Below are 19,495 nucleotides of genomic sequence, written 5' to 3'. Positions count from 1 at the left end.
TGAAAAAGGGCCGGTGTTATACAACACCGGCCCTTTTTTTGCTTGAAATAATAACGTATAAATACAGTTTCATAAAAAAATCCATTAAATTTTCAAAAAAAACTTCCTTTTCTGAAGATTTGTTATATAATATAAAACATAAAATTAAATCTGTTATAAAACAGTTTGAGAAGGGGATGCTAATATGTCGACGCAAACTTCACGGGTTACACTCGTAGGAGAAATGTTACCAGCGTACAACGAAATATTGACACCTGAGGCGCTTAGTTTTTTAAAGGAACTGCATGAAAATTTTAATGAGCGCCGCATAGAACTTTTACAAAAACGTGTGGAGAAACAAAAACGAATTGATGCAGGAAAGTTTCCGAAGTTTTTAGAAGAAACAAAGCACATTCGTGAAGGTGATTGGACAATCGCCAAGTTGCCAAAAGATTTAGAGGATCGCCGCGTAGAGATTACTGGACCGGTAGATAGAAAAATGGTCATTAACGCTTTAAATTCAGGAGCGCATCTTTTTATGGCGGATTTTGAAGATTCGAATGCACCAACTTGGGAAAATGCGATTGAAGGCCAAATGAACTTACGAGATGCAGTAATGGGAACGATCTCATATAAAAATGATAAAGGAAAAGAATATAGATTAAATGATAAAACAGCAGTACTTATTGTACGTCCAAGAGGATGGCATTTAGAAGAAAAACACATGCAAGTTGACGGGAAGAACATATCTGGCAGTTTAGTAGATTTCGGCTTGTATTTTTTCCATAATGCGAAAGCTCTTTTAGCAAAAGGAAGTGGCCCGTACTTTTACTTACCGAAAATGGAAAGTTATTTAGAAGCAAGATTATGGAATGACGTTTTCGCATTCGCTCAAAAGTATATCGGTATTCCGAACGGAACGATTAAAGCGACTGTGTTAATAGAAACGATTCACGCTTCATTTGAAATGGATGAAATTTTGTATGAATTAAGAGAGCATTCTGCGGGTTTAAACTGCGGAAGATGGGATTATATTTTCAGTTTCTTAAAGAGCTTCCGTAATCATAACGAATTTTTACTACCAGATAGAGCGCAAGTCACGATGACGGCGCCGTTTATGCGCGCGTATTCTTTGAAAGTAATTCAAACGTGTCATCGCCGTAATGCACCAGCAATTGGAGGGATGGCAGCGCAAATTCCGATTAAAAATAATCCGGAAGCAAATGAAGCTGCTTTTGAAAAAGTGCGTGCTGATAAGGAGCGCGAAGCTTTAGACGGTCATGATGGGACTTGGGTTGCCCACCCGGGACTTGTACCGGTCGCAATGGAAGTATTTAATTACATTATGAAAACACCGAATCAAATTTTTAGAAAACGTGAAGAAATACGTGTAACAGAAAAAGATTTACTAAAAGTACCAGTGGGAACGATTACAGAAGAGGGTCTTCGCACTAATATTAGCGTAGGTATTCAATATATTGCATCTTGGTTAAGCGGACGGGGAGCAGCACCAATTTATAACTTAATGGAAGATGCGGCAACAGCGGAAATCTCAAGGGCACAAGTATGGCAATGGATTCGTCATGAAGGCGGAAAGTTAAAGGATGGCCGCAATATTACATTTGAATTAATGGAAGAATTAAAAGAAGAAGAATTAGCAAAAATAGAAAGAGAGATTGGTAAGGAAGTGTTTCAGAAAGGGAGATTCCAAGAAGCGACAACGTTGTTTACAAATCTCGTTCGGAATAATGATTTTGTACCGTTTTTAACATTACCGGGTTATGAAATTTTATAAAGTGAAAAGGGGATGGAACATATGAAAAACGAAAGAATCGAGAAGTTACAAGAGAGCTGGGAATTAGATAAGCGCTGGAAAGGGATCACACGTCCATATTCAGCAGAAGATGTAATTCGCCTACGCGGATCGATTGATATTGAACATACATTAGCACGCCGCGGTGCAGAGAAGCTTTGGAAGTCGCTTCATACGGAAGATTATATAAACGCACTTGGCGCATTAACAGGAAACCAAGCGATGCAGCAAGTAAAAGCTGGATTAAAAGCAATTTATTTAAGCGGTTGGCAAGTAGCAGCTGATGCAAATCTTTCTGGACATATGTATCCAGATCAAAGTTTATATCCAGCGAACAGCGTACCAGCTGTAGTAAAACGAATTAACCAAACACTTCAACGTGCTGACCAAATTCAGCATATGGAAGGAAACGGTGATACAGATTATTTTGTACCGATTGTAGCAGATGCAGAAGCGGGGTTTGGCGGACAATTAAACGTATTCGAACTTATGAAAGGCATGATTGAAGCGGGGGCATCAGGTGTACACTTTGAAGATCAATTATCTTCAGAGAAAAAATGTGGTCATCTGGGCGGAAAAGTATTACTACCAACGCAAACAGCGGTACGTAATTTAATTTCTGCACGTCTTGCTGCGGACGTAATGGGAGTACCGACAATTATTGTCGCAAGAACAGATGCGGATGCAGCAGATTTAATTACGAGCGATATTGACCCTGTTGATAAAGCGTTTATTACAGGAGAAAGAACACCAGAAGGATTTTATCGTACGAAAGCAGGTCTTGATCAAGCAATTGCGCGCGGTTTAGCGTATGCACCGTATGCAGACCTAGTTTGGTGTGAAACATCTGAACCAAGCTTAGAAGATGCAAAACGATTTGCTGATGCAATTCATAAAAAATATCCAGGGAAATTGTTAGCTTACAACTGTTCACCTTCATTTAACTGGAAACAAAAACTAGATGAAAAAACGATTGCGACGTTCCAAAAGGAAATCGCATCTTACGGTTACAAATTCCAGTTCGTAACACTTGCTGGATTCCACTCATTAAACTACGGTATGTTTGAATTAGCACGCGACTATAAAGAGCGCGGCATGGCTGCATACTCTGAACTACAACAAGCTGAATTCGCAGCTGAAAAACATGGTTACTCTGCAACACGTCATCAACGCGAAGTAGGAACAGGTTACTTTGATGAAGTAGCACAAGTCATTACAGGCGGTACTTCATCAACGACAGCTTTAAAAGGATCTACGGAAGAAGAACAGTTTACGAAGTAAAAGGAAGGTGATCACTTAATCGTGATCACCTTTTTGTGTTTTTTTTGATAGTGCAGGTAGTAAATGAATTTATATCAACGATTCGAAAAGATATATCGATTTACCGAAAAAAACAGCAATAATATTAAATCCACTCTTTCCCATGTTCACGAATAAACTTTATATCTTTTTCGTAATGATCCAAATGGCCTTCATCTATCATTCTTTGGAAATTTACATCGCCTTCTTTGACTTTTCACTTCATATATATACATAACCCTTCTAAGCGCGGTAATACCATCCCTAAGTAATCCTCGTCCATACTTTTACCGTAGGACTGAGCAAACAATTTCACTCTTTCTTTCATACGGCCAGCATGTTGCGACGAGTCATAATGAACTGCCTTACCTGATTCTGTATAATATACTCTACTTAAAGGCACACAAGTGTAAAGCGTATAAGCGATATCCCATAGTCTTGGGCCAAGAGCAGCAACATCGAAATCAATGTGAGATTATATTTTAATATTTACCAAAAATAAATGTAATCGTATTCAAGGGATGTGTTTGTTCATGTAGTGTTGAAATTTTTATATGTTAATATAATATATTTGCGATCGTATACTCGACTTAATTTGTCAGTTATTTTCAAAAAAGATTGTACATTTCATTTTAAATATGCTATGATGATGTCAGTTGAATAGTTAAATTAAGCAATCCATATATTATCAAGTGCTGAAAACGAACGAGAAAAAGTATGTGAGAACTAGTTTATGTTTCGTATTTGATAATGTGTGGATTCTTTGTTTATACAGGAAGACTAAAATAAATTGTATTTTCTTAGGAGGAAATAATCATGGCAGTAACAGGACAAGTAAAATGGTTTAACAACGAAAAAGGCTTCGGTTTCATCGAAGTTCCAGGCGAAAACGATGTATTCGTACATTTCTCTGCAATCGAAACTGAAGGTTTCAAATCTCTAGAAGAAGGTCAAAAAGTTAGCTTCGAAATCGAAGACGGTAACCGTGGACCTCAAGCTAAAAACGTAATCAAACTATAATTTATAGTTGATGATGGAAAAAAGGATGGCTACTGCCATCCTTTTTTTGTTGTCTAGATATACGAGCATTGTTATTCTATTAGTGATAAGGACAGGGGGATTAGGGAAGAAAGGAAGAGAATATGTATGATTGAAAAACATACAAATGAAGTTATACTTGACGTGTATCGAGGTAACGAAGAGAACTTGAAACATACGATTGAAGAGATAAAAGCGTACGCGAAAACGTATGAATATGATAAAGTGACGTTAATCGATTTGAAGAAATCGCATTCTCATGTTTTGGATGAGGAACGATATATAATCTTATTACAAATCGAAAGAGATACAGAAAACCTCGGAAGAAAATATGAATACGAAGAAGAAAAAGTATGCGGCTTTTTTGAGGATGAAGAAGAGTGAAAGGCATTCCACAAAAGGAAGGCCTTTTATTGTTCTTTTCCTGTTTTTTTCTTCTCAAGTTTCTTACATTCTGGACATTTCGAATTACGAAAAGGCTTGACGAATAGTAATAAAATGAAAAATAAACCGAATATAATACTAGCTGAGTTTTTTACTTTTACGATCACGATGCTGCTGTCTTTCATTTGAATGGTTGGTTGAATCTCTTTTTCTTCCATAAGGAACCTCCATATATTGGATTTGTATTTTAATTATAGCAAAGTTGATTGATGTAATGCTGTGAAAAGGGGAAGTGATTATAATTATTTGTAGCTAATATAAATGTTTTTTACATAGATTTTAATGTGTTTATTTGTATATTAATCTTTTATAATTTGAAGAATACTTGATAAATGATAAGAGATTGTAAAAAAGCGGAATCGGTAAAGTATTTCCTTTTTGTAAGTGCTAAAATTATATATGCAGCTGCTAATATAAATAAAAAGATAAAGGAGATAGAGGAATATGGAAAGTAAAGTGGAACGCTATGTCGAAAATTATGTTGTAAATAAAAATACGATGGCCTTACTTCCTGTTATTCTAAGTGAAAAGAAAACTGTTACGCGAGTTGTTGAAATGGATGATTCTTTTTTCGTATTTCAAAAGCCTTTAGATATTATAGAAAGAAGTTGCCGCAAACATGGTTCTAGCTTCTTAGGTAGAAAAGAAGGAACGAAAGAGTTAACTCATATTACACATAAAGCACCGATTGCGATTAGTCCGACAGATCAACTTTATTTTTTCCCTACCTATTCGTACTCTAGAAAAGAGTGCGCGTGGTTATCTCATTTTTATATTGAAAGTAATAAAGAATTAAAAGATGGAAATCTTATTATTAGATTTATAAATGGCTTTGCTGTGAAATTAGAAATATCAAAAACTAGTTTTGAAAATCAGCAAAACCGTACAGCGAAATTACGAACAGAGTATGAAGATCGTAGGAAAAAACAAGGAAATCCTTGCTTTAAAGAGATTGATAAAAAAGAGGAATCAACTTTAAGACCAGCTTATGAGAAAGTGTATTTTGTTAGAGAAGAGGATGTATGAGAGGAAAAGGGTGGGGAGACTCATCCTTTTTGATTTCATTATATATACCGTTTACGCTGTAAGATTCATAAATAAAACGAGAGAAATGTACAAACTTTTTGTTCTCGAAGGGCTCAAGATAATATAGAATTACAATATAATGGTAATTCCTCTATATACTTAATATGGTGTGCACATACACCATATTTTTTCCCTGCTGTATAAAAAGGAGATGGTATGTTGAAAAGGACCATGTTATTTTTTGTGCAATATATTCTTGTTTTGCCTATATTTTTTATTACATTTGTGTTTACTAGTTTCACTGGTAGTCAGTTGATGATAGATGCTGATAAACGATATTTTGTTTTTACACCTCAAAATGCAACAGATTATAGTCAAATTAATGAAATTGATAAATTACTATTTGCTTTTTCAATTCAACCATTTATCACCATAGTATGTTTTCTGTCGATCGTGTATGTGCTGACACTTATTGTCTTTCAAATTATTGAATGTAAGAAGCAAAGAAAGATATTACATAGCCTGCAATATATGATTCTTATACCAATTTTTCTTTACTTGTGGTTAGGAACGATGGAATTTTCCGCAGTTAATTTAACTTGGATAGATAATTGGAAAGATTACCTTATCTTCACTCCTACAACTATAACGAATGAAGAAGATATATATATGATTGATAAATTTCTATACAAATTTCGAATGTTACCTATTCCGAGTACAGTATTAATATTATCTTTCTTACATATATTAATACTTATCGTGATTGACAGTGTACGCTTGCTAAAAAAATTGCTTGTAAGAACTAGCCAATAGAAAAGGCTACTCATTTCCATATAGATAGAAATACCCTTACATGTAGTAAGGGTATTCTTATGAAAAAGACTAATTATTACTTTCTGTATTTTCTTCTTTCTCATAAAAATATAACCATTAAGCTATAATCCCGGCACGTTATCTAAATTAACTTCACGTCCTGTCGAATATTGATAGATTATCATAGCTAAATAATGAAGGGATTCTAATGAAAGATATGGAAATTTAATAATTACGTCTCCATATGTCGTATCTACCATTTCCTCTTTTATTTAAGCAATGATAAAGTAGAGGTAGTAATTAGAGTAAAGGGGTAAAGTGTAGAATGGATTTTCAGTCAATCAAAGAGTATTTTTCACCAGAAAATATGGATCATATTGTTGAAAGTTATAAGGCGTTCGGACCACTTCTTGGTATTGGTTTACCGATGATAGAGGCGCTCATTCCAGCGTTGCCACTTATTGTGTTTGTGTTGGCGAATGCTGTTGCATTTGGCTTTTGGTATGGATTTATTTATTCGTGGCTTGGATCAGTAATAGGTGCGTTACTCGTATTTTTCATCATTCGCAGCTTTGGACGAAGTCGTTTCTTTTCTTTTGTAAATAAACATGAGAGAGTGCGAAAGGCAATGGGATGGATTGAAAGAAAGGGATTCGCACCAATTTTTGTCATATTTTGTTTTCCATTCACACCGTCTGCGCTTATAAACGTTGTAGCTGGTTTATCTCGTATTAGCGTAAAACAGTTTGGGTTAGCATTAGCATTTGGCAAGCTTGTGATGATTTTTATTTTAACGTATATCGGCCATGATTTAATGTCATTTATTCATAATCCGGTGAAATCAGTAATTGTAGCGATTGGTATTTTTGTTTTATGGTATGTCGGTAAAAAAATCGAAGTAAAGTTAGAACTACATTAAAAATAGTCTTCTTTATAATTGCAGGCTTCATTATTAAAGGATAAGGGGAGAAGCGGATGAAGAAAACTTTGAAAAAAGAAGGCATAGAGTGGATACGAACAATTTTAATTGGTGTACTATTAGCTGTATTTTTTCGAACGTTTTTCTTTTCAACGTATGTTGTAGAGGGGAAATCAATGATGCCTACATTACAAGATGGCAATATGCTTGTTGTAAATAAGGTGAGTTATCAAGTAGGGGACTTGAACAGGTTCGATGTTGTTGTGTTTCATGCGAATGAAAAAGAGGACTATGTAAAGCGGATTATCGGTTTACCTGGGGATCATATTGAATATAAGCATGATAAGCTTTATATAAATGGACAATTCGTAGATGAACCTTATTTAGAGGCGTATAAGAAAGAGATAAATGGACGACAACTAACAGGTGATTTTAAACTAGAAGAGTTAACGAAAGAAAAGTCGGTGCCCCCTGGATATATCTTTGTAATAGGTGATAACCGCCTTGGCAGCTGGGATAGTAGGCACTTTGGCTTTGTAAAAGCTGATACAGTTGTCGGTAAAGTTGATTTACGATATTGGCCGATTCGAGAGGTGCAAACGAATTTTTCAAAAGGTTGATATAATGAAGTAGAAGTATAGAAAAGACAAACAACTCAGTTTGTCTTTTTTCGTGTCCTATAATACAATTATGGTAGCAAACTAACGTTCGTTATGTAAGTGAAAGGTGGGGTTACATGTCACTTCGATTTGTGATTGGTAGAGCGGGAAGTGGAAAAAGTACACTTTGTTTACGCGAAGTGCAAGAAGAGTTAAAACAACGTCCGAGAGGGAAAACAATATTATATCTTGTGCCAGAACAGATGACATTCCAAACGCAGCAGGCGTTAATTGGGAGTGAGGATGTAAGAGGTTCTATTCGGGCACAAGTTTTTAGTTTTTCAAGATTAGCGTGGAAGGTGTTGCAAGAAGTTGGCGGAGCAAGTCGTCTTCATATTGATGAAGCGGGCGTACACATGTTACTTCGTAAAATTGTAGAGTCTCGTAAAGACGGACTATCAGTGTTTCAAAAAGCAGCGGAGCAAAATGGTTTCTTTGAACATCTAGGTAGTATGATTGCAGAGTTTAAACGTTACAATGTGACGCCATCAAACGTATATGAAATGTGGCAACAATTAGATGCGCATAGTAGTAGTGCAGAGCAAAAATTGCTAGCAAATAAAGTGTATGATTTACAGTTATTATATGATGATTTTGAACGTGCTTTAATCGGCAAATATTTAGATTCAGAAGACTACCTGCAATTACTAGTGGAAAAGCTTCCGCAGTCTGAATATGTACAAGGTGCTGAAATTTATATAGATGGATTTCACTCATTTTCTCCGCAAGAGCTTGAAATTTTAAGGCAGCTTATGATTTGCGGAGCGAGAGTCACAATTGCGTTAACGATAGATGAAAAAACGTTAGCGCAGCCAGTAAATGAACTAGATCTATTTTATGAAACGACGTTAACGTATGAAAAAATAAAACAAGTAGCGCGTGAAGAGAAAATAGAAATTGAAAAAACAATTCCACTTATGGAACAGCCGCGTTTTCATTCTCCGGCATTAGCTCATTTAGAAGCTCATTATGAAGCGCGTCCGAATGAGAAATTTAGCGGTGAAGCAAGTGTAACGATTAGTACAGCCGCGAATTTACGAGCTGAAGTAGAAGGTGTTGCTCGTGAAATTCGTAAACTTGTCGGGGATGAACAGTATCGTTACCGAGATATTGCAGTCCTTCTTCGTAATGGAGAAAGTTATTACGATGTGATGCGAACGTTATTTACGGATTATAATATCCCGCATTTCATCGATGAAAAACGCCCGATGTCACATCACCCGTTAGTAGAATGTATTCGTTCTGCATTAGAAATTATTAGCGGGAACTGGCGCTACGACGCGGTGTTCCGCTGCGTGAAAACAGAGCTTTTATATCCGCTAGACGTAAGAAAAGAAGCGATGCGCGAAGAGATGGATGAGTTTGAGAATTACTGTTTGGCGTACGGTGTACAAGGGAAAAGGTGGACTTCTGAGGATCCATGGATGTATCGCCGCTATCGTTCACTTGACGATACAAACGGAATGATAACAGACAGTGAACGTGAAATGGAAGAGAAAATAAATCGACTACGTGACGTTGTAAGAACGCCTGTTATTCGCATGCAAAAAAGACTGAAGCGTGCGGGAACTGTTATGCAAATGTGCGAAGCAGTATATTTATTTTTAGAGGAGCTTGACGTTCCGAAAAAACTAGAAGAATTACGTATTCGTGCAGAAGAAAGCGGAGATTTCTTATTTGCGACAGACCATGAACAAGTGTGGGAAGAAGTAATGAGTCTTCTTGATACATTTGTAGAGATGCTTGGTGAAGAAAAAATGTCACTTTCTATGTTTACGGACGTTATGTCGACAGGTCTTGAGGCGCTTCAATTCGCTAACATTCCGCCGTCATTAGATCAAGTATTAGTTGCGAATATTGATCACTCCAGGTTATCAAACGTGAAAGCAACCTTCATTATAGGCGTAAATGAAGGTGTCATTCCAGCAGCACCGATGGATGAAGGGATGCTTTCTGATGAGGAAAGAGAAGTTCTTGGCGCGGCAGGAATTGAATTAGCACCAACGACGAGACAAACTTTATTAGAAGAACAGTTCGTTATGTACCAAATGGTAACGAGAGCGACTGAGAAATTATATATTTCATGCCCGCTTGCAGATGAAGAAGGAAAGACGTTACTAGCGTCTAGCTTTATTAAGAAAATAAAAAGAATGTTCCCTGATGTAAAAGACTCGTTCATTACGAATGATGTAAACGACTTATCGCGTTCAGAACAAATCTCATACGTAGCAACGCCAGAAGTGACGTTATCTTACGTTATGCAGCAATTACAAACGTGGAAGCGATACGGATTTGAAGGGAATTTAGACTTTTGGTGGGACGTATATAATTTCTATGTGACTTCAGATGAATGGAAACAAAAAAGTAGCCGCGTGCTATCAAGTTTATTCTACCGAAATCGTGCGCAGAAACTAAGTACAGCTGTAAGTAGAGATTTATACGGAGATACAATTAAGGGAAGCGTCTCTCGTATGGAACTATTTAACCGTTGTGCGTACGCTCATTTTGCACAGCACGGTTTGTCGCTTAGAGAGCGTGATATTTTCAAACTTGATGCGCCAGATATCGGTGAGTTATTCCATGCGGCACTAAAGAAAATTGCGGACAAGTTATTACGTGAAAACCGCACTTGGGCGGATTTATCAATAAAAGAGTGTGAGCATCTTTCTGTTTTAGTAATAGAAGAAATCGCACCGTTATTACAAAGGCAAATTTTATTAAGTTCAAACCGTCATTTCTATTTAAAACAAAAACTACAACAAATCATTTTCCGTACGTCAATCATTCTTCGTGAACATGCGAAATCGAGTGGATTTGTACCAGTTGATTTAGAAGTGCCGTTCGGTATGGGCGGTACAGGATCGCTTCCGCCAATGGAATTTGCGTTGCCAAATGGTGTGAAGATGGAAGTTGTCGGCCGTATTGACCGTGTTGATAAGGCGGAAGATGAGAGTGGTACGTTCCTGCGTATTATTGATTATAAATCAAGTTCAAAAGCGTTAGACTTAACGGAAGTGTATTACGGCTTAGCGCTTCAAATGTTAACGTATTTAGATGTTGTTACTTCAAATGCACAGACGTGGATGAAAAAAGGCGGGACAGCATCACCGGCTGGTGTACTGTACTTCCATATCCATAACCCAATCGTTGAGATGAAAGGTGACGCATCTGAAGCAGAAATTGAAAAAGAAATTTTAAAGAAATTTAAAATGAAAGGGCTCGTGCTAGGCGATGCTGACGTTGTTCGTTTAATGGATAACAAACTCACAACAGGAAGCTCTGATATTATTTCTGCGGGTCTGAAAAAAGACGGTAGCTTTAGTGCGCGTTCTAGCATTGCAAGTGAGCAAGAGTTTAACGTACTTCAAAAATACGTACACCATACGTTTGAAAATATCGGGAAAGACATTACAGAAGGTGTTATCGATATTGCTCCTTATAAAATGGGGAATAAAGCGGCATGTACGTTCTGTAACTTCAAATCAGTTTGTCAGTTTGATGAGTCACTTGAAGATAATCAGTTCCGCTCGTTAAAAGATATGAAAGATAGCGAAGCGATGGAGAAAATAAGAGAGGAGGTTGGCGGAGAATGATAGAAAATTGGCCTAAAAAACCAGAAGGTAGTCAATGGACAGATGACCAGTGGAAAGCCGTTGTAGCGAACGGACGAGATATTTTAGTTGCGGCTGCAGCTGGATCAGGTAAAACGGCGGTATTAGTTGAACGTATTATTAAAAAGATTATTAACGAAGAAAATCCAGTCGATGTCGACCGCCTGCTCGTTGTAACATTTACGAATGCAGCGGCGCAAGAAATGAAAAACAGAATTGGGGAAGCGTTAGAAAAAGTATTAATTGATGGGGCAGGTTCACAGCATATAAGAAAGCAGCTTAGCTTATTAAATAAAGCTTCTATTTCGACGATCCATTCATTTTGTTTACAAGTAATTAGAGGATACTACTACATGCTTGATGTCGATCCTCGTTTCCGTATTGCGAATCAAACAGAAAATGAGTTGCTAAAAGAAGAAGTGCTAGACGACATTTTAGAAGAAGAGTATGGAATCGAAGATAATAGTATTTTCTTTGAACTCGTTGATCGTTATACGAGCGACCGTAGTGACGATGACTTACAACGTATGATTTTAGCGCTTCATACGGAATCAAGAGCGCATCCGAACCCGGAAAAATGGCTTGATAAATTAGTAGAAGCATACGATGTGGAAGGAAAAACAATTGAAGATTTAGTATACGCTTCGTATTTATTAGAAGATGTGAAATTCCAGCTTGAAACAGCGGAAAAGCATATTCGGAAAGCGACAGAACTCGCAATGCTTCCTGACGGTCCAGCGCCTCGCGTTGAAACCCTGCAAGCGGATGTAGCTTTACTTGGAACGTTATCAGCAGCAGCTCATGAGTCGTGGACATGTGTGTATGAAGCGATGCAAAATGTATCGTGGCAAACGTTAAAGCGTATTAAGAAAAGTGATTACAATGAAGACATTGTAAAACAAGTAGACTCTCTTCGTAATAAAGCGAAAGATGAAGTGAAGAAATTACAAGAAGAGCTATTTAGCCGCAGACCAGAAAGTTTCTTACGAGATTTTCAAGATATGCATCCTGTATTAGAAAAACTCGTTCAGCTCGTAAAAGTATTTACAGAGCGTTTCCAAGCGATGAAGCGCGATAAAGGAATGGTCGATTTCACAGATTTAGAGCATTTCTGTTTACAAATTTTAAGTGAGCAAAGTGAAAGTGGTGAAATGAAGCCGTCAGCAGTAGCGCTGCAATACCGTAATAAATTTGCTGAAGTACTAGTCGATGAATATCAAGATACGAACTTCGTACAGGAATCGATTATTAAATTCGTAACGAAAGATTCTGAGAGTGAAGGAAACTTGTTCATGGTTGGTGACGTGAAGCAGTCGATTTATCGTTTCCGACTAGCAGAACCAGGCTTGTTCCTAGGAAAGTATAAACGCTTCACGCAAGAAGGATTGGGCGGCGGAATGAAGATCGACTTAGCGAAAAACTTCCGTAGTCGTCATGAAGTGTTAGCAGGTACGAACTTTATCTTCAAACAAATTATGGGCGAAGAAGTTGGGGAGATTGACTACGATGCTGACGCTGAATTAAAGCTAGGTGCTAGCTATCCAGAAGGTGAAGATGTAGCGGCAGAACTGTTATGTATTCAGCAAACGGAAGAAGAAGTGCAAGACGGAGAAGAAGGTGCAGAAGTAGAAAAAGCACAGTTAGAAGCTCGTCTTATGGCACAGCGTATTAAAGCGATGGTTGATTCAGGTTATGAAGTGTATGATCGTAAAACTGATAGTATGCGCCCAGTACAATACCGTGATTTCGTTATTTTACTTCGCTCCATGCCGTGGGCGCCGCAAATTATGGAAGAGTTAAAGCTGCAAGGAATTCCAGTATACGCTGACCTTGCGACTGGTTACTTTGAAGCGACAGAAGTAAATATTATGATGAACGTATTCCGCGTTATTGATAATCCGATGCAAGATATCCCTCTTGCAGCAGTCCTCCGTTCACCGATCGTTGGACTGAATGATGAAGAACTTGCAACGCTTCGTGCTCACGGAAAGAAAGGGTCGTTTTATGAAGTAATGAGCTCGTTCTTAAAAGGAGCACCGCTTGAAGAAGAGCAAGAACTACATGACAAATTAGAGTGGTTTTACAATTTACTGCAAGGATGGCGTGAATTTGCACGTCAACAATCACTTTCTGATTTAATTTGGAAAGTGTACGGTGAGACAGGTTATTACGATTTTGTTGGTGGTTTACCGGCTGGAAAGCAAAGGCAGGCAAACTTACGCGTACTATATGACCGCGCAAGGCAATATGAAGCAACATCGTTTAGAGGATTATTCCGCTTCTTACGCTTTATTGAGCGTATTTTAGAACGCGGTGATGATATGGGAACGGCAAGAGCTCTTGGTGAACAAGAAGACGTCGTTCGCATTATGACGATTCATAAAAGTAAAGGGCTTGAGTTCCCGGTCGTATTTGTAGCTGGACTTGGTCGTCGTTTTAATACACAAGATTTAATGAAACGCTTCTTACTGCATAAAGATTTCGGCTTCGGTTCACAATTTATCGATCCTCGTAAACGAATTAAATATACGACATTATCGCAACTAGCGATTAAGCGTAAAATGAAGATGGAATTAATTGCGGAAGAAATGCGTGTATTATACGTAGCGTTAACGCGTGCGAAAGAGAAGTTAATTTTAATCGGAACAGTTAAGGATGCAAATAAGGAAATGGAAAAATGGCTTGATGCGAGGGAGCATAGTGAATGGTTATTACCAGACCATATACGTGCCGGAGCATCGTGTTATTTAGACTGGATTGCTCCTTCACTATATAGACATCGGGATAGTGAAATGCTACTTGAATTAGGACAAGGAAATATTCCAGGTGAAATTTATGGGTATGACACTAGCTGGAAAGTAGAAGTTGTTGATGGAAACACGTTACTTGCACCAGAACCAGTTCAAGAAGAGAAACAAGAGTTGTTAGAAGCACTTCGTGAGAAAAAGGCCGTTCCGTTAGAGAGTGAACGAAAAGAAGAAGTGTACGACAGATTAATGTGGAAGTACGGATATGAGGATGCAACATCCCACCGTGCGAAGCAATCTGTTACAGAAATAAAGAGAAACTATCAATCAGAAGATGGTAGCGATAACGCCTTTATTAAAAAACTGCGTGCACCAATTAGAACACGTCCTCGTTTTATGGAGAAAAAAGGATTAACATACGCAGAGCGTGGAACAGCAGTCCATGCAGTTATGCAACATGTAGATTTGAAGAAACCAATTACAATTGAAGTTCTTCAAGAACAAATTGCAAGAATGGTAAATAAAGAACTATTAACATTCGATCAAGCGGAAGAAATAGCAATTGAAAAAGTGATTTCATTCTTTGACAGTGACTTAGGTAAAAGGGTATTAGCAGCAAAAAGTGTTGAGCGTGAAGTACCATTTACGATGATGCTTTCGGCAGAAGAAGCGTATCAAGATTGGCAAGGGAAGAAAGACGAATCAATACTTGTCCAAGGGGTTATCGACTGTATGATCGAAGAGGAAGACGGAATTACGTTAATCGACTTTAAAACAGATACGATTGAAGGGAAGTTCCCTGGTGGATTCGAACAAGCGAAACCAATTTTAGAAGATCGATACAAAGTACAGCTATCACTATATGCAAAAGCACTCGAGAAAAGCTTACAACATCCTGTGAAAGAGAAATGTTTATACTTCTTTGATGGAAATCATGTTGTGAATATCGAGGAATAAGGTTTGGAAAGGGGCTATGGAGTATGGCAACGTTAAGAACTTGTGACAATGGACACGAGTATTATAAAAGTAGCGATTGTCCAACTTGCCCGACTTGTGAGAAAGAGAGAAAGCCAAAAGAAGGTTTTCTCTCTCTTCTTTCAGCACCAGCAAGAAGGGCATTAGAACATCATGGGATTCATACTATAGAAGAACTCTCAAAGTATAGCGAGAAAGAAGTTTTAAAACTGCATGGTATGGGGCCGGCATCTTTACCTAAATTGAGAGCGGCTCTAGAGGAAAAGGGATTATCATTTAAATAAAATGAAATTGTAATTAGAGTGGGAATAAGAAAAAAGTAGGAGAGCATCTCCTACTTTTTTTACGCTGTTCCAATCTGGTCTTGATCTGCCACATCAGAATCAAACGTATTTGTTGCGCTAACACCGCTAAAAGTATTCACGACAAATCCAACATTAGAAGCTCCAGATCCATTATACGCTTTCGTATTTTCTTTCGGAGATACGTTATAAAAATCCCCTAAATTGAAAGAGCCATTACTGTTTTGAACGACAAGATTTCCAACAACAGAGGGCATACCATCCACCTACTTTTCTAAGCTTTTTAATTACTATATGAATTATTGAGCGGAAGGTTCATCCGTAATATATTGGCGGATTTGCATAATACGAGAGTTAGTAAAAGCATAATCAACATTTCCAATTTGAAAGCAGGCAGAATTTAAAAGTGTTCGCAATTCAACGTTATTGACTTCAATAAAAGGACATTCATTTATGATATTTAATTTTACATCTGTTGTTCGCTTCGGGATTGTAATGTGCTCATCTGTAAAGATTTCGAATGAATCTAAGCTGCCTTCACCTTTTATATAACAAGGGATTTCCCGGTGGACGGCAAGAGCTCTACTTTTTAATTCCATTTGATTGGCATCTCCAACTTGAAACACGGCAGTAATCCCTAAAGAAATAATAGAAACATTTTGGACAACAGACACATGGTGTAACATAATTTTTCAGTCTCCTTAACTTGGAGTAGGAGGGACATCTGTTACTAATGGTACAAATGGACCCTCTGTAACAGCTTCAAATGGTGTATCGAGAATAGAAGATAGAATGAGGAGATTGGCATCTCCAATTAAAAAGAGTGCTGACGATGATACACCGTTCATTTTAATCTGTCCGACTTTTAGCTCACGATTTACAACATTTAAATTCATACATACTTACTCCTTTCGGAAATTACCCGGTATGTGTTGAATAAAGGAAAGGAAGGCTTTGTCGATATCTTGTTTCATTGCTTGAATAATGATATCTCGTAAATAATCGGGATCTGTGGAAATACCCTCATACGATTGAACTTGTGATAAATAATATGGAAGTCTATGTTCCATCTGTTTTTTTATGTCATCAACCATCATTTGTCGATACATTTCATCAAGCGGTGTTCGCTCTTCTTGTTCAAAATGGAGAATTCGATTATATGCTTCTTCATCTAAGTATCGATGCATTTCTTGGAGGATACCTTGATAAAAGTCTGGGTTTGTGTCACTTTCAGGATTTACCTTCAATGTTTCTGTATCCACTTGAAAATCCTCAATTTGTTGTCCTTTTGCTGAAAATGGATTTAAACCAATATTTAAAGTACCATTTAAGTTTTCTACTTTTAATTGATCGAATTTGTATTCCACTTTTCCTATAGAAGAGGAGGGGCGACTTTTTAATTCATTAAGCTCTTCTTGTAGTAGGCGAACTTGATTTTCTAAGTTAAGGATGGCTGCTTGTTGTGTTTGGAGAGCTTGCTGAAGTTGGTGTAAGTAAGTATATATATCTTGATTCATTTTGTGAAACCTCCTTTTCGATAGGGAGGGTAAATATATTCCTGCTATATATTTATGACAAGGATGCCTTAAGAAGAACTAGTTGATGGTTTGATGGAAATAATTTGTCCTTTCGCCTGTAATGGGCGAAGAGGCTCTGTAAATCCGCCGGAATTTGAAAATTTAGATAGAGCTTTAATACTTCCGGCAGTGCCAATTTGGAATACAGAAGAAGTTGTAATGCTATCAATCCTAATACTGTTGATGATGATACTTTGGTTTACATAAAAATTCAATGCAATCGCCTCCTTTAAGTTGCGCCAATTATTGCTTGATCGATTACATCTGAATCGTTGACAGTCGTTGAACTTTGATAATTGTAGACAGAAACATTATCTCCAACATTAAAGGAACCGGCCCCAGCAAAAGCGCGTGAATAACTAATAGGCCTAATCGCAAATACATCTCCAATATGAAAAATACCACTTGATCCGATATTAACGATACGAATATGTCCAACCATAGCCGGCATACAAAACACCCTTCGTTTTAAAATTTTCTTTTCTACTATTGTATGGGCGTTTTCAATAAAATGTGTATTTTTTTGAAATAAAAGAAACACACACGCTATTGCGTATGTGTTTCGAACATTTGAGTGTGCGTGCAATCTGTGTGTATATGCCAAATAACATTTAAGAGCCTGTCCAGTTCTTGGCTACAATCCACTGTTTTTTGAGAAGTCATTCCGTAGCGTTCAGCAAAATAGATCATTTTTTCGCGTTTTTTTTCGATAGCTTGCTCAAACATTGAAATCGGCTCCATCTCTCAATAAATTTTTATGTATATATTTAGTACATATTATACAAAAATCCCATAAAAAAGAAACATATTCGCTAAAAAAAGTATAATTTCTACATTTTATGTCAAATAGTCGCTGAGTAACGAATAGGGTGCGAGAAGAATATTGTAAAAATTAGCGTGCATGAGAAGGGTTTTTTCTTACGGATGCGAATACAATTAAATGGTATGAGTTTTAGGATGGAGAGTGGAAATATTGCGTTTTGTAACGGCGAAGAAAGAAGAAAAGGTATTTGTAGGTATCGTGGATGAAGAAGAAGAACAGGTATTGCATTTAAGAGAAGCACAAAGGCAAAAAGGGGAAAAGGTTACAATTCCTATTACAATGCTAGAGTGTATTGAAAGAGGGACTGAATGCTTTGAGAAAGTATGTGAAATTGTAAATTGGGCAAAAGAGAACGGGGAAGCGGCGTATTATCCGTTAACAGAGGTGAAAATATTAGCACCGATTCCAAGGCCAAGAAAGAATATTCTGTGCGTTGGAAAAAACTATCGTGAGCATGCAGTGGAAATGGGCGGAGTAGAGTCTATTCCAGAAAATATAATGATCTTTACGAAAGCACCAACAACAGTTATTGGCACGAATGAGTACATTAATGGTCACCCTCACGCAACGGATGAACTAGACTATGAAGGCGAACTAGCTATCATTATTGGCAAGCGAGGGAAACAAATAAAAAAAGAAAAAGCACTTGAGCATGTTTTTGGTTATACGGTTATAAATGATGTAACTGCTCGAGATATTCAAAGGAAGCATAAACAATTTTTCCTTGGAAAAAGTTTCGATACGTTTTGTCCGATGGGACCGTATTTAATTCATAAATCAATGGTTGGGACGCCGAATGCATTACACATTGAAACAGTAGTAAATGGAGAAGTAAGGCAAACTTCAAACACAAATAAAATGATTTTTTCAATAGAAGAAATTATTTCAACGATAAGTAAAGGGATGACATTAGAACCAGGAGATATTATTGCCACAGGAACGCCGGCTGGTGTAGGAAAAGGTTTCACACCACCGAAATTTTTGCATGCAGGTGATGAAGTGGTCATTACAGTAGAAGGAATCGGTACACTGCGAAATATAGTGAAATGAAGAAGAGAGCTATCTTATCAAAAGATAGCTCTTTTTTATGGCCTTGGGTTATTGAAAAAATCTAAAATAGCGAAAATATAAAATCCGATAAGTGCTAACGTACAAATTCCGATTAGCATAACGGCAAGAGAACTTCTTTCACGGCCAAACCCGATAACTGTAAGGAAAACGGCGGCCCAAAATGAGGCTTTAAGTAGTGTGAATGTATGAGGCGTTGAATAGTGACTGAGTAACGTTGTAGATAATAGGAATCCGATGAATGTAATGGAAATAAGAATAGTAGCTAAATAGTTAATATGTTTGCCATATTTCAAAAGCATACAATTACCTCCTTTTTAAAGAAACAGAATATTCAATTTTATTTTACGGTAAATTACTAAAAAAAGAAAGAGGCAGTCCTAATGTAGGAATGCCTCACTA

21 protein-coding genes and 1 pseudogene are annotated in these 19,495 nt (G+C 37.2%); 12 read left to right on the top strand and 10 right to left on the bottom strand.

The window, feature by feature from the left end:
- The first annotated feature begins 184 nt into the window (after positions 1-184).
- Positions 185-1,774: a malate synthase A gene (aceB, locus tag COC96_RS10470; RefSeq protein WP_098768739.1), complete on the top strand. Its 1,590-nt coding sequence runs from the start codon at positions 185-187 to the stop codon at positions 1,772-1,774.
- 21 nt (positions 1,775-1,795) lie between these two features.
- The gene (gene aceA / locus COC96_RS10465) at positions 1,796-3,073 is read left to right on the top strand and encodes an isocitrate lyase (protein WP_098268999.1); all 1,278 of its coding nucleotides are present in this window, start codon (positions 1,796-1,798) and stop codon (positions 3,071-3,073) included.
- A 124-nt stretch (positions 3,074-3,197) separates the two neighbouring features.
- On the opposite strand, the pseudogene COC96_RS10460 reads toward aceA, so the two are convergent.
- A pseudogene (locus tag COC96_RS10460) lies at positions 3,198-3,560 on the bottom strand (aminoglycoside phosphotransferase); the annotation flags it as partial.
- Positions 3,561-3,907: 347 nt separating this feature from the next.
- On the opposite strand from COC96_RS10460, the gene cspA reads away from it, so the two are divergent.
- Together cspA and COC96_RS10450 are read left to right on the top strand one after the other, a co-directional pair.
- Complete coding sequence (gene cspA / locus COC96_RS10455) at positions 3,908-4,111, top strand: RNA chaperone/antiterminator CspA (protein WP_000301521.1); 204 nt, start codon at positions 3,908-3,910, stop codon at positions 4,109-4,111.
- 126 nt (positions 4,112-4,237) lie between these two features.
- Entirely contained in the window at positions 4,238-4,513 is a 276-nt protein-coding gene (locus COC96_RS10450) for a hypothetical protein (protein ID WP_098269000.1), read from the top strand.
- A gap of 26 nt (positions 4,514-4,539) precedes the next feature.
- Here the strand turns inward: COC96_RS10450 and COC96_RS10445 are convergent, their stop codons facing one another.
- A complete protein-coding gene (locus COC96_RS10445) occupies positions 4,540-4,731 on the bottom strand; it encodes a hypothetical protein (RefSeq protein WP_098768738.1) in 192 nt (63 codons plus the stop codon).
- A gap of 286 nt (positions 4,732-5,017) precedes the next feature.
- Between COC96_RS10445 and COC96_RS10440 the strand changes: the two genes are divergently transcribed.
- The 7 genes from COC96_RS10440 (at position 5,018) to COC96_RS10405 (ending at position 15,607) form a co-directional block, all read left to right on the top strand.
- Complete coding sequence (locus tag COC96_RS10440) at positions 5,018-5,599, top strand: competence protein ComK (RefSeq protein WP_098269001.1); 582 nt, start codon at positions 5,018-5,020, stop codon at positions 5,597-5,599.
- A gap of 216 nt (positions 5,600-5,815) precedes the next feature.
- The gene (locus COC96_RS10435) at positions 5,816-6,412 is read left to right on the top strand and encodes a DUF4306 domain-containing protein (RefSeq protein WP_098269002.1); all 597 of its coding nucleotides are present in this window, start codon (positions 5,816-5,818) and stop codon (positions 6,410-6,412) included.
- A 325-nt stretch (positions 6,413-6,737) separates the two neighbouring features.
- Positions 6,738-7,331 (top strand): TVP38/TMEM64 family protein, encoded by a 594-nt coding sequence (locus COC96_RS10425; RefSeq protein ID WP_097903932.1) that lies wholly within the window; start codon positions 6,738-6,740, stop codon positions 7,329-7,331.
- Between the two features lie 56 nt (positions 7,332-7,387).
- Entirely contained in the window at positions 7,388-7,951 is a 564-nt protein-coding gene (lepB, locus tag COC96_RS10420) for a signal peptidase I (protein ID WP_098269003.1), read from the top strand.
- 116 nt (positions 7,952-8,067) lie between these two features.
- Positions 8,068-11,583 carry a helicase-exonuclease AddAB subunit AddB gene (gene addB, locus COC96_RS10415; protein WP_098269004.1) on the top strand — a complete coding sequence of 1,172 codons (3,516 nt, stop codon included), beginning with the start codon at positions 8,068-8,070 and terminating at the stop codon, positions 11,581-11,583.
- Positions 11,580-15,305, top strand: coding sequence for a helicase-exonuclease AddAB subunit AddA (gene addA / locus COC96_RS10410; RefSeq protein WP_098768737.1), 3,726 nt, complete (start codon positions 11,580-11,582; stop codon positions 15,303-15,305). Before addB ends, addA begins: the two co-directional genes overlap by 4 nt.
- A gap of 23 nt (positions 15,306-15,328) precedes the next feature.
- The gene (locus COC96_RS10405) at positions 15,329-15,607 is read left to right on the top strand and encodes an RNA polymerase alpha subunit C-terminal domain-containing protein (protein WP_098768736.1); all 279 of its coding nucleotides are present in this window, start codon (positions 15,329-15,331) and stop codon (positions 15,605-15,607) included.
- A 59-nt stretch (positions 15,608-15,666) separates the two neighbouring features.
- Here COC96_RS10405 and gerPF read toward each other — a convergent pair whose 3' ends face one another.
- From gerPF to COC96_RS10370, 7 genes are all read right to left on the bottom strand, one after another.
- On the bottom strand, positions 15,667-15,882 hold the full coding sequence (gerPF, locus tag COC96_RS10400; protein ID WP_001141570.1) for a spore germination protein GerPF: 216 nt from the start codon (positions 15,880-15,882) through the stop codon (positions 15,667-15,669).
- Positions 15,883-15,924: 42 nt separating this feature from the next.
- The gene (locus COC96_RS10395; protein ID WP_098269007.1) at positions 15,925-16,311 is read right to left on the bottom strand and encodes a spore germination protein GerPE; all 387 of its coding nucleotides are present in this window, start codon (positions 16,309-16,311) and stop codon (positions 15,925-15,927) included.
- Positions 16,312-16,326: 15 nt separating this feature from the next.
- Positions 16,327-16,521, bottom strand: coding sequence for a spore germination protein GerPD (gene gerPD, locus COC96_RS10390; protein WP_098269008.1), 195 nt, complete (start codon positions 16,519-16,521; stop codon positions 16,327-16,329).
- 6 nt (positions 16,522-16,527) lie between these two features.
- Positions 16,528-17,142, bottom strand: a complete 615-nt coding sequence (gerPC, locus tag COC96_RS10385; protein ID WP_098269009.1) for a spore germination protein GerPC — start codon at positions 17,140-17,142, stop codon at positions 16,528-16,530.
- 68 nt (positions 17,143-17,210) lie between these two features.
- Positions 17,211-17,417 (bottom strand): spore germination protein GerPB, encoded by a 207-nt coding sequence (gene gerPB / locus COC96_RS10380; RefSeq protein WP_001012513.1) that lies wholly within the window; start codon positions 17,415-17,417, stop codon positions 17,211-17,213.
- 14 nt (positions 17,418-17,431) lie between these two features.
- Positions 17,432-17,653, bottom strand: coding sequence for a spore germination protein GerPA (gene gerPA, locus COC96_RS10375; protein ID WP_088231464.1), 222 nt, complete (start codon positions 17,651-17,653; stop codon positions 17,432-17,434).
- Between the two features lie 95 nt (positions 17,654-17,748).
- Positions 17,749-17,928, bottom strand: coding sequence for an aspartyl-phosphate phosphatase Spo0E family protein (locus COC96_RS10370; protein ID WP_071744611.1), 180 nt, complete (start codon positions 17,926-17,928; stop codon positions 17,749-17,751).
- A gap of 247 nt (positions 17,929-18,175) precedes the next feature.
- Between COC96_RS10370 and COC96_RS10365 the strand changes: the two genes are divergently transcribed.
- Entirely contained in the window at positions 18,176-19,075 is a 900-nt protein-coding gene (locus COC96_RS10365; RefSeq protein ID WP_176538805.1) for a fumarylacetoacetate hydrolase family protein, read from the top strand.
- A 35-nt stretch (positions 19,076-19,110) separates the two neighbouring features.
- Here COC96_RS10365 and COC96_RS10360 read toward each other — a convergent pair whose 3' ends face one another.
- The gene (locus COC96_RS10360) at positions 19,111-19,395 is read right to left on the bottom strand and encodes a hypothetical protein (RefSeq protein WP_098269011.1); all 285 of its coding nucleotides are present in this window, start codon (positions 19,393-19,395) and stop codon (positions 19,111-19,113) included.
- Between the last annotated feature and the right edge of the window lie 100 nt (positions 19,396-19,495).

The sequence above is a fragment of the Bacillus cereus genome (assembly GCF_002577405.1).
Lineage (GTDB): Bacteria > Bacillota > Bacilli > Bacillales > Bacillaceae_G > Bacillus_A > Bacillus_A cereus_AU.
The sequence above is the reverse complement of the archived record's forward strand: the minus strand, read 5'-3'. Positions and strand labels throughout refer to the sequence as shown.

Excerpts from the sequence above, each read along its gene's own strand:
- COC96_RS10405 (WP_098768736.1), top strand. The coding sequence starts at position 15,329 with ATGGCAACGTTAAGAACTTGTGACAATGGACACGAGTATTATAAAAGT.
- addA (WP_098768737.1), top strand. The coding sequence starts at position 11,580 with ATGATAGAAAATTGGCCTAAAAAACCAGAAGGTAGTCAATGGACAGAT.
- COC96_RS10370 (WP_071744611.1), bottom strand. The coding sequence starts at position 17,928 with ATGTTTGAGCAAGCTATCGAAAAAAAACGCGAAAAAATGATCTATTTT.
- gerPF (WP_001141570.1), bottom strand. The coding sequence starts at position 15,882 with ATGCCCTCTGTTGTTGGAAATCTTGTCGTTCAAAACAGTAATGGCTCT.
- COC96_RS10435 (WP_098269002.1), top strand. The coding sequence starts at position 5,816 with ATGTTGAAAAGGACCATGTTATTTTTTGTGCAATATATTCTTGTTTTG.
- COC96_RS10445 (WP_098768738.1), bottom strand. The coding sequence starts at position 4,731 with ATGGAAGAAAAAGAGATTCAACCAACCATTCAAATGAAAGACAGCAGC.
- COC96_RS10425 (WP_097903932.1), top strand. The coding sequence starts at position 6,738 with ATGGATTTTCAGTCAATCAAAGAGTATTTTTCACCAGAAAATATGGAT.
- COC96_RS10440 (WP_098269001.1), top strand. The coding sequence starts at position 5,018 with ATGGAAAGTAAAGTGGAACGCTATGTCGAAAATTATGTTGTAAATAAA.
- addB (WP_098269004.1), top strand. The coding sequence starts at position 8,068 with ATGTCACTTCGATTTGTGATTGGTAGAGCGGGAAGTGGAAAAAGTACA.
- gerPC (WP_098269009.1), bottom strand. The coding sequence starts at position 17,142 with ATGAATCAAGATATATATACTTACTTACACCAACTTCAGCAAGCTCTC.
- lepB (WP_098269003.1), top strand. The coding sequence starts at position 7,388 with ATGAAGAAAACTTTGAAAAAAGAAGGCATAGAGTGGATACGAACAATT.
- gerPD (WP_098269008.1), bottom strand. The coding sequence starts at position 16,521 with ATGAATTTAAATGTTGTAAATCGTGAGCTAAAAGTCGGACAGATTAAA.
- cspA (WP_000301521.1), top strand. The coding sequence starts at position 3,908 with ATGGCAGTAACAGGACAAGTAAAATGGTTTAACAACGAAAAAGGCTTC.
- aceA (WP_098268999.1), top strand. The coding sequence starts at position 1,796 with ATGAAAAACGAAAGAATCGAGAAGTTACAAGAGAGCTGGGAATTAGAT.
- gerPA (WP_088231464.1), bottom strand. The coding sequence starts at position 17,653 with ATGCCGGCTATGGTTGGACATATTCGTATCGTTAATATCGGATCAAGT.
- aceB (WP_098768739.1), top strand. The coding sequence starts at position 185 with ATGTCGACGCAAACTTCACGGGTTACACTCGTAGGAGAAATGTTACCA.
- COC96_RS10360 (WP_098269011.1), bottom strand. The coding sequence starts at position 19,395 with ATGCTTTTGAAATATGGCAAACATATTAACTATTTAGCTACTATTCTT.
- COC96_RS10450 (WP_098269000.1), top strand. The coding sequence starts at position 4,238 with ATGATTGAAAAACATACAAATGAAGTTATACTTGACGTGTATCGAGGT.
- COC96_RS10395 (WP_098269007.1), bottom strand. The coding sequence starts at position 16,311 with ATGTTACACCATGTGTCTGTTGTCCAAAATGTTTCTATTATTTCTTTA.